Origin of the sequence: Nonomuraea ferruginea (genome assembly GCF_039540635.1) — a bacterium.
Classification (GTDB): Bacteria; Actinomycetota; Actinomycetes; order Streptosporangiales; family Streptosporangiaceae; genus Nonomuraea; species Nonomuraea ferruginea.
The window spans coordinates 23,585-31,256 of record NZ_BAABFD010000039.1; the positions used below are offsets into that span (position 1 = coordinate 23,585).

A 7,672-nucleotide genomic window follows, 5' to 3' on the forward strand; every position below is an offset into this window, starting at 1 on the left:
GAGACGACAACCATGAAGAACATCGCGGTCAACGCCCCCGGCGCCCCCCGTACCATCGAATCCCTCGACCCGGTCTTCACCGTGTCGGGTCTCAGTGTTTTCTACGGCGAGTACGAGGCCGTCCGCGGCGTCGACATGATCATCGGCAATCGTGAGATCACTGCCATGATCGGCCCGTCCGGCTGCGGCAAGAGCACCGTGCTGCGCTGCTTCAACCGGATGAACGACCTCATCCCCGGCGCCCGCGCCGAAGGCAAGATCCTCTACCACGACGAGGACCTCTACGGCGACCACGTCGACCCGATCGAGGTCCGGCGGCGCATCGGCATGGTGTTCCAGAAGCCGAACCCGTTCCCCAAGTCCATCTACGACAACATCGCCTACGGCCCCCGCGTCAACGGCCTGAAGGGCAAGATGGACGACCTCGTCGAGGAGGCGCTCACCCGGGCGGCCCTGTGGGACGAGGTCAAGGACAAGCTGAAGCAGAACGCGCTGTCCCTCTCCGGCGGCCAGCAGCAGCGGCTGTGCATCGCGCGGGCGATCGCGGTCAAGCCCGAGGTGATCCTCATGGACGAGCCCTGCTCCGCGCTCGACCCGATCGCCACCACCAAGATCGAAGACCTGATGCAGGAGCTGGCGCGCGACTACACGATCGTCATCGTCACGCACAACATGCAGCAGGCCGCCCGCGTCTCCCACCGCACCGCGTTCTTCACCGCGGAGGTGGACGACAAGGGCGAGCGGCACGGCCGCCTGGTGGAGTTCGACGAGACCAGCCGCATCTTCACGAACCCGACCGACAAGCGCACCGAGGATTACATCACCGGTCGCTTCGGGTGACCCGACTCAGAGGAGGACCCGGGTGATCCAGCCGCAGGCGACGCTCGGCGGGGGCGCGCGGGCGGGGGCGCCTTCGGTGCCGCTGCTGCTGGTGGCAGACCCCGACTCGGCCGGGGTCGAGGTGCTCGCGGCGGCCCTGGCCCGCGAGGGCGTGGAGGTCACGGGCGTGGCCGACGGCGCCCAGGCGCTCATCCAGACGGGAGCGCTGCGCCCGGACGTGGTGCTGGTGAGCGCGTCGCTGCCGCTCATCAGCGCCGTGGACTTCGTCAGGGCCATCCGCATCAGCCATCCGATGCCGGTGCTCCTCGGCATCGGGGAGGGGCACGCGGAGCTGGCCGTGCAGGCGCTCACGGCGGGGGCGACCGCCTGTGTGGCCATGCCGTACCGGCTGCACGAGCTGCTGCCCCTGATCCAGGCGACGGCGGCGGGCGAGGCCGGCCGGCTCATCGCCGTGGGCGACGTGGAGCTCGACGCCGACGCCTACCAGGTGAAGGTCGCCGGCCGGGTCGTCCACCTGCCGCTGCGCGAGTTCGAGCTGCTCCACTACCTGATGCGCAACCTCGACAGGACCGTCACCCGCGAGCAGATCATGCGGCACGTCTGGCACGCCTCGGGGGACAACATCGCCACCAACACGATCGCGGTGCACGTCAAGCGCCTGCGCGCCCGTCTCGGCGACACCGACGACACGCTCATCCAGACCGTCAGGGGAGTCGGCTACCGCCTGGTGGCCCCCGGCTGAGCACCGGACCGGCCGACGCCCCTGATGATGATGTCGATGACGTCCTCCAGGCTGATCGCCTTGTGCGCGAGGTGGCCCGCCGTCGCCAGCTCGGCGAGGCCGTGGGCGGTGGACATCAGGGCCATCATCGTGGCCTTGTTGACCGGCCCGTGGTCGGTGATGTCGAGGCTGAGCGCGGTCATCACCTCGTCGAGCGCCTTCTCCATCTCCGGATGGTCGCCGGCGGAGAACGCCGAGGCGAAGACGAGCCGGTATTCCTCGCGATGCGCCACGGCGTACTCGACGTAGCTGCCGTAGAAGGCCCGGAGCCGCTCCTGACGGCCGGCGTGGCGCAGGACGGCGGCGGCGACGTGAGTGCTGAGGTCGGTGATGACCCGGGCGGCGAGGGCCGCCAGCAGGGCGGTCTTGTCGGTGAAGTGCCGGTAGGGGGCCATCCGCGACAGACCGGCCAGCTCGCCGACCGCACGCAACGTCACGGCGTCGAGGCCCTCCTCGCGCAGCAGGCTCAGCGCGCTCTCGATCAGCCGCTTCCTGGTGTCGTCCACCATGCGTCCACCCTCTCACGACCTCCCATGTTGACAACGTCAGCGATGGTAGCTGACACTGTCAACATCCGATGTTGACGGCGTCAGCAGGAGTGACATGAAAATCACCATAAACGGCGTGCCCACCGAGGCGGACGCCGGCCCGGACGACGTGGTCGTCGACGTCCTACGCGACGGCCTGGGCCTCACCGGGGCCAAAGCGGTCTGCCGTACCGGAGTCTGCGGAGCGTGCACGATCAAGGTGGACGGAACCCCGCAGGTGAGCTGCCTGCTCCCGGCCACCGCGGTGGAGGGACGGGCCGTCGTCACGGCCGAAGGACTCGACCATCCCGTGCAGCGGGCGTTCATGGCCCATGACGGGCTGCAGTGCGGCTACTGCACGCCCGGCTTCGTGGTGGAGGCCGCCGCCTTCGTCGACGCCTGGCGCGAAGAGCACGGCGACGTCGCGCCGCCGCGCGAGCGGATCGCCGCCGCCATGGCCGGTCATCTGTGCCGCTGCGGAGCGTACGCGGGGATCTACGCCGCGATCGAGGCCGCGTGCCGGGGCGAGCACGACTCCGGCACCCCGACGCCCGCCCGGGTCGAGGCCGTCGAGAAGGTCACCGGCCGCGCCCGCTACACCACCGACATCCGGCACGACGGCCAGTGGGAAGGCGTGATCATCCGTTCGACCCGGGCGCACGCGCTGGTCACCTCGGTCGACGTGGACGGGACCACGGTCGACCTGCTCCCGGCCGACCGCATCGTCCGCTACGCCGGCCAGCCGATCGCCGCCGTCGCCGCGCCCACGCGCCGCGAGGCGCTGGCCGTCGCGGAGGCCGCCAGGATCGGCTACGAGCCGCTCCCCGCCGCGCTCGACGACACGCCCGGCGCCCCGCCGGTCTACGACGAGCGGACCAGGAAGAAGGCCCCGTCCTCCGGGGAAGGGCTTACGCTGCCCGGCGGCTGGAACGGCAACGTGCACGGCCCGTTCACCGGGGCGAGCCGGCGCGGCGGCACCGCGGTGAAACGGATCGAGGCCGCCCGCCGGCGCGCCGACCCGCTCCTGGTCACCGGGACGTACACCACCGCCGTGCAGGTCCACACGCCGCTGGAGCCGCACGCGTGCGTGGCTCGATGGGACGAGCGGGGAGACCTCCACCTGCACCTGTCCACCCAGACGGTGGCCATGGCCGCCGAGCGGGCGGCCAAGCGCTGGAAGCTCGACGCGAACCGGGTCCACGTCGTCGCCGAGCACGTCGGCGGCGGCTTCGGGGCCAAGGCGGGGATCACCGTGGAGACGGTCGCCGCGGTCGAGCTCGCCCGCGCCTGCCGGGCCCCCGTACGCGTCGTGCTCAGCCGCGCCGAGGAGCTCACCGACGCCGGCAACCGGCCGGGCACCCGGGCCGGGATCGCCCTGCTCGCCGACGAGAAGGGCGATCTGTCGGCCCTCGCCGTGGACGTGCACGGCCGCGGCGGCGTGTCCGTCGGATCCGCCGTCGCCCTGCACGCCCGCCTCGTGTACGGCACCGCGCCCCGGCGGCTGCGCGACTTCGACGTCGTCACGAACGAACCGCCCGGCACGCCGTTCCGCGGCCCCGGCGCCCCGCCCCTGCTGTGGGCCCTGGAGCAGGCCGTCGACGAGATGGCCCACCGCCTGGAGGAGGACCCGATCGCGCTGCGCCGCCGCTGGGATGGCAACCCGAAGCGCCGTGCCCTCTACGACCGGGCGGCGGAGCTGCCCCTCTGGCGTGACAGGCCGCGCACCGGATCGCAGACGGGCCGCCACCGCCGCGGCGTCGGCGTGGCCGCCGCCAACTGGTTCTACGCGGTCAGCCCCGGCACCGAGGTCGAGCTGGAGGTCGAGGACGACGTGGTGGTCGCCCGCACCGCCACGCAGGACATCGGGACCGGCATCCGCAGCGTCATCGCCGGCATCCTGCGCGAGGAGCTCGGCCTGCCCGCCGACCGGATCCGCGTCGAGATCGGCCGATCCGGCACCGTGCCGGGACCGGCGTCCCTGGGCAGCCGCACCACCACCTCGGTGGCCCCCGCCGCACGCGACGCGGCCCGCCGCCTGCGGGCCCAGGGCATGACTCCGGGCACCAAGGTGGTCGGCAAGCGGCGACGCGACCGGGGCGGCTACGTGACCCCGTTCGCGGTGCAGGGCATGGCGCTCGGCCGCGGATTCAGCGGCGCCGTCCACGTCACCGAAGTGGAGGTCGACACCCGCATGGGCACGGTCAGGCCGCTGCGCGTCTGGGGCGGCATCGCGACCGGCCACATCTACGCCGACAGACCGGCCCGCAACCAGTGCGAGGGCGGCATCATCCAGGGCATCGGCTACGCCCTGTACGAGGAACGCCACGTCGACCCCGCCACCGGAACCGTCCTGACCGCGAACCTGGAGGACTACCGCATCCCCGGCATCGGCGACACCCCGGAGATGACCATCCACTTCCACCAGGACGGCTGGGACCACGTCAACGGCCGCGGCGTCGGCCTGGGCGAGGTCTCCACGATCGGCGTGGCCGCCTCCGTCGCCAACGCCGTGCACAACGCCACCGGCTGGCGCCCCCACGACCTGCCCATCCGCCCCGACCGGCTCCTCGAAGGGATCAGAGCGTGACCATCTTTGAGAACCCGCCGCACGGCCGGCTCCGCGCGGGCGGCACCGACCTGATGAGCCTGCCGGGCACCGGACCGTACGTGGACCTGCGGGACCTGCCGGGGCCGTCGGGCGTGACCTGGCAGCCGGACGGATCCGCCCACATCGGCGCGCTGACCACGATCGCCGAGATCGCCCGCGACGAACGGCTCCGCGCCGCCTACCCCGCGCTGACCCTCACCGCGGGAGCACTGGCCACACCCCAGATCCGCGCCGTGGCCACCATCGGCGGCAACCTGCTCCAGCGCAACCGCTGCTCGTACTTCCGCAACCCCGCCTTCTCCTGCCACCAGAACGGCGGCGACTCCTGCCCCGCCCGGGACGGCCTCGGCCTCTACTCCGCGGTGATCGACACCAGCCCGTGCGTCGCCCCCCATCCGTCGTCTCTGGCGATGGCGCTGCTGGTCTACGCCGCCGACGTGGAGGTGCACGGGAGGAGCCCCTTCCCGGTCGGCTCGCTGTACGGATCCGACCCGACCCGTGACCATCTGCTCGACCCCGGGGAGATCCTCCTGGCGGTCCACCTGCCGCCGCCCGTGGCCGGCGAACGGGCCGCGTACCACCGCGCCACCAGCCGGTCCGAAGCCGAGTGGCCGCTCGTGGAGGCCGTGGCACGGGTGACGCCGGACGGCGCGGCGGCCGTGAGCGTCGGGGGCGTCGCCCGCGTCCCGCTGCGGCTGCCGGAGGTGGAACAGGCTCTCGCCGCGGGCGAGCCCATGCAGGTGGCGGCCGGGCGAGCCGCTTCCCGGTGCGCGCCGACGGCCTCGAACGGGTACAAGGTCACGCTGCTGACGGCCACGGTGCTGGAGGTGCTGGAACAGGCCACGGCACCCTCCTGACCAGCGTGTTCGGCCGGGTGGGGGGAAGGGCTCCTGACCGCGCACGGTGCCGGCGGGAGCGCGACGACCGCGCACGGCCTCGCGCCCCGCTCCGCTACCGGTAGTTCGTGAACTGAAGGGCGATGTCGAGATCCTTGCCCTTGAGCAGGGCGATGATCTCCTGCAGGTCGTCCTTCTTCTTCGAGCTGACCCGCAGCTCCTCGCCCTGGATCTGCGCCTTGACGCCCTTGGGGCCCTCGTCGCGGATCATCTTCGAGATCTTCTTCGCGTTTTCCTGGTCGATGCCCTCCTTGAGCGCGACCAGCATCTTGTATTCCTTGCCCGACAGCTTGGGCTCGCCCGCGTCGAGGATCTTCAGGGAGAGGCCGCGCTTGATCACCTTCTCCTTGAACACGTCGAGCGCGGCGCTCGCCCGCTCCTCGCTGTTGGCCTTGATCTCGATATGCTCCTGACCGGACCAGCTGATGCTCGCCCCCGTACCCTTGAAGTCGAAGCGGTGCCCGATCTCCTTCACGGTCTGGTTGAGCGCGTTGTCGACCTCCTGCCGGTCGATCTTGCTCACGATGTCGAACGATGAATCGGCCAAAGCACACTTCCTCTCAGCTGCGTCAGCACCGGTGAGCGTCCGACTCCGAACGCATCCAGCCCACGAGCCTAGCCAGCATCTCCGCCCGGTGCAGGGTCCGCCTCCGGCCCTGTGGAAAAGCTCCGTGTCCTGGGGCTGACCTCGGTGGGGTGCCCGCGGGAACGAGGGGGTCGGAGTGATTCGGGACGGGGACAAACTGGTGTCACGTGCACTGCGGAAGTCCGCTATCCTTTTCTCTGTCGCCGCGAGAGCGGAAGACACGGCAGGTTGCCCGAGTGGCCAAAGGGAGCGGTCTGTAAAACCGTCGGCTCAGCCTACGCAAGTTCGAACCTTGCACCTGCCACCAGCAGTAGCTGCAGGTCAGAGGCCCTTCGGGGCCTCTTCTGCGTTTCAGGGGTCATGCAGCCGGATGCCGCCGTGAGCGGCCCGTTGTCGCAGGTCCCGGAATATGCCCGGAATGGATCATGGGTGTTTCCCCTGGTCGAGGGCCTTGATCCGGAACATCCGCGGATCGCGTGCTCGTGGGAACGTATGGGGAACGGCGAAGGGCCCCGGTGGCGGTCCGGGACCCTTCGTGGTGATGCTGGGTGATCAGGCGGCGAGGGCGTCCTCAATCCGCTTGTTGGCGATCTCCTGGTGGCCGTCGAGGCACTTCGCGTAGACCCTGAGAAGCACATCCACACCGTGCCCGGCTCGCTCGGCCACATCGGGGGCAGGTACGCCCGCGTTCAGCCAGAGGGACACCGCCGCGTGCCTCAGGTCGTACGGGCGGCGAGCGAGCGGTGAGGCGAACTGGGCGGGTGTCAGGGCCAGCTTCCGGGCGTCTTGCCAGACCTCCGTGTAAGCCGTCGAGGCGACGACTCCGCCCCGCTCACTGCGGAACAGTCGGCCATCCTCGGCGACGCCGAACTCTGCGATGTGTTGCCGAAGGATCTGGACCAGCTTGGGCGGGATGGGAACCGGGCGGACGTCATCGCGGCCCCGGTGCTTGAGGCCGCGTTCCTCGTGGGCGTCGCCCGTGTCGGTCCACTGGACGTTGACCTCGGGACGGGAGACATCGACGAGGATGCGGCCCCAGCCGGTTGCCGGAAGATGGCAGTCCTGCTTCCTGAGCGCGACAGTCTCGCCGGGCCGGAGGGCGGCGTAGTACATGCAGGCGAACATGGCCTGGAGCCGACGCCCTCGACCCCGTCCGCCTATGGAGGCCACTGCGGTCAGCAGCGCTTCGGCCTGGCGGGGATTCACGACCACCCGCGGATCCACCGTCTCCGTGGTCTTGGGCGGCTTCCACTTGACCTTGTGCACCGGGTTGGCGGGCTGAACTGCGCCGGGATTGATGGAGACTCTGGTGTGCCCTGGGTTCGATGGAGTCGCGTTTCTGGATTGTCATGCCACGGTAGACGCGTTCTCGAACTGTATCGGGGTGAGCATGCCCAGGCTGCTGTGCCGTCGTTGCCGATTGTGCCAGATCTC

7 protein-coding genes and 1 tRNA gene are annotated in these 7,672 nt (G+C 70.7%); 5 read left to right on the forward strand and 3 right to left on the reverse strand.

Going from position 1 to position 7,672, the window contains the following annotated elements; translation table 11 throughout:
* The first annotated feature begins 12 nt into the window (after positions 1–12).
* Positions 13–840, forward strand: coding sequence for a phosphate ABC transporter ATP-binding protein PstB (gene pstB / locus ABD999_RS42965; protein ID WP_222709350.1), 828 nt, complete (start codon positions 13–15; stop codon positions 838–840).
* A 22-nt stretch (positions 841–862) separates the two neighbouring features.
* A complete protein-coding gene (locus tag ABD999_RS42970; RefSeq protein WP_261809046.1) occupies positions 863–1,582 on the forward strand; it encodes a response regulator transcription factor in 720 nt (239 codons plus the stop codon).
* On the opposite strand, the gene ABD999_RS42975 is transcribed toward ABD999_RS42970, so the two are convergent.
* On the reverse strand, positions 1,558–2,130 hold the full coding sequence (locus ABD999_RS42975) for a TetR/AcrR family transcriptional regulator (RefSeq protein ID WP_219546870.1): 573 nt from the start codon (positions 2,128–2,130) through the stop codon (positions 1,558–1,560). The genes ABD999_RS42970 and ABD999_RS42975 overlap by 25 nt on opposite strands.
* Positions 2,131–2,224: 94 nt before the next feature.
* On the opposite strand from ABD999_RS42975, the gene ABD999_RS42980 reads away from it, so the two are divergent.
* Positions 2,225–4,735 (forward strand): molybdopterin-dependent oxidoreductase, encoded by a 2,511-nt coding sequence (locus ABD999_RS42980; protein ID WP_271278331.1) that lies wholly within the window; start codon positions 2,225–2,227, stop codon positions 4,733–4,735.
* A complete protein-coding gene (locus ABD999_RS42985; protein ID WP_271278332.1) occupies positions 4,732–5,613 on the forward strand; it encodes an FAD binding domain-containing protein in 882 nt (293 codons plus the stop codon). Before ABD999_RS42980 ends, ABD999_RS42985 begins: the two co-directional genes overlap by 4 nt.
* Before the next feature lie 94 nt (positions 5,614–5,707).
* On the opposite strand, the gene ABD999_RS42990 is transcribed toward ABD999_RS42985, so the two are convergent.
* A complete protein-coding gene (locus tag ABD999_RS42990; RefSeq protein WP_148036498.1) occupies positions 5,708–6,199 on the reverse strand; it encodes a YajQ family cyclic di-GMP-binding protein in 492 nt (163 codons plus the stop codon).
* A gap of 261 nt (positions 6,200–6,460) precedes the next feature.
* On the opposite strand from ABD999_RS42990, the gene ABD999_RS42995 reads away from it, so the two are divergent.
* Positions 6,461–6,545: transfer RNA gene (locus ABD999_RS42995), tRNA-Tyr, on the forward strand.
* 245 nt (positions 6,546–6,790) lie between these two features.
* Here the strand turns inward: ABD999_RS42995 and ABD999_RS43000 are convergent.
* Positions 6,791–7,504, reverse strand: coding sequence for a tyrosine-type recombinase/integrase (locus ABD999_RS43000; protein WP_333485731.1), 714 nt, complete (start codon positions 7,502–7,504; stop codon positions 6,791–6,793).
* Between the last annotated feature and the right edge of the window lie 168 nt (positions 7,505–7,672).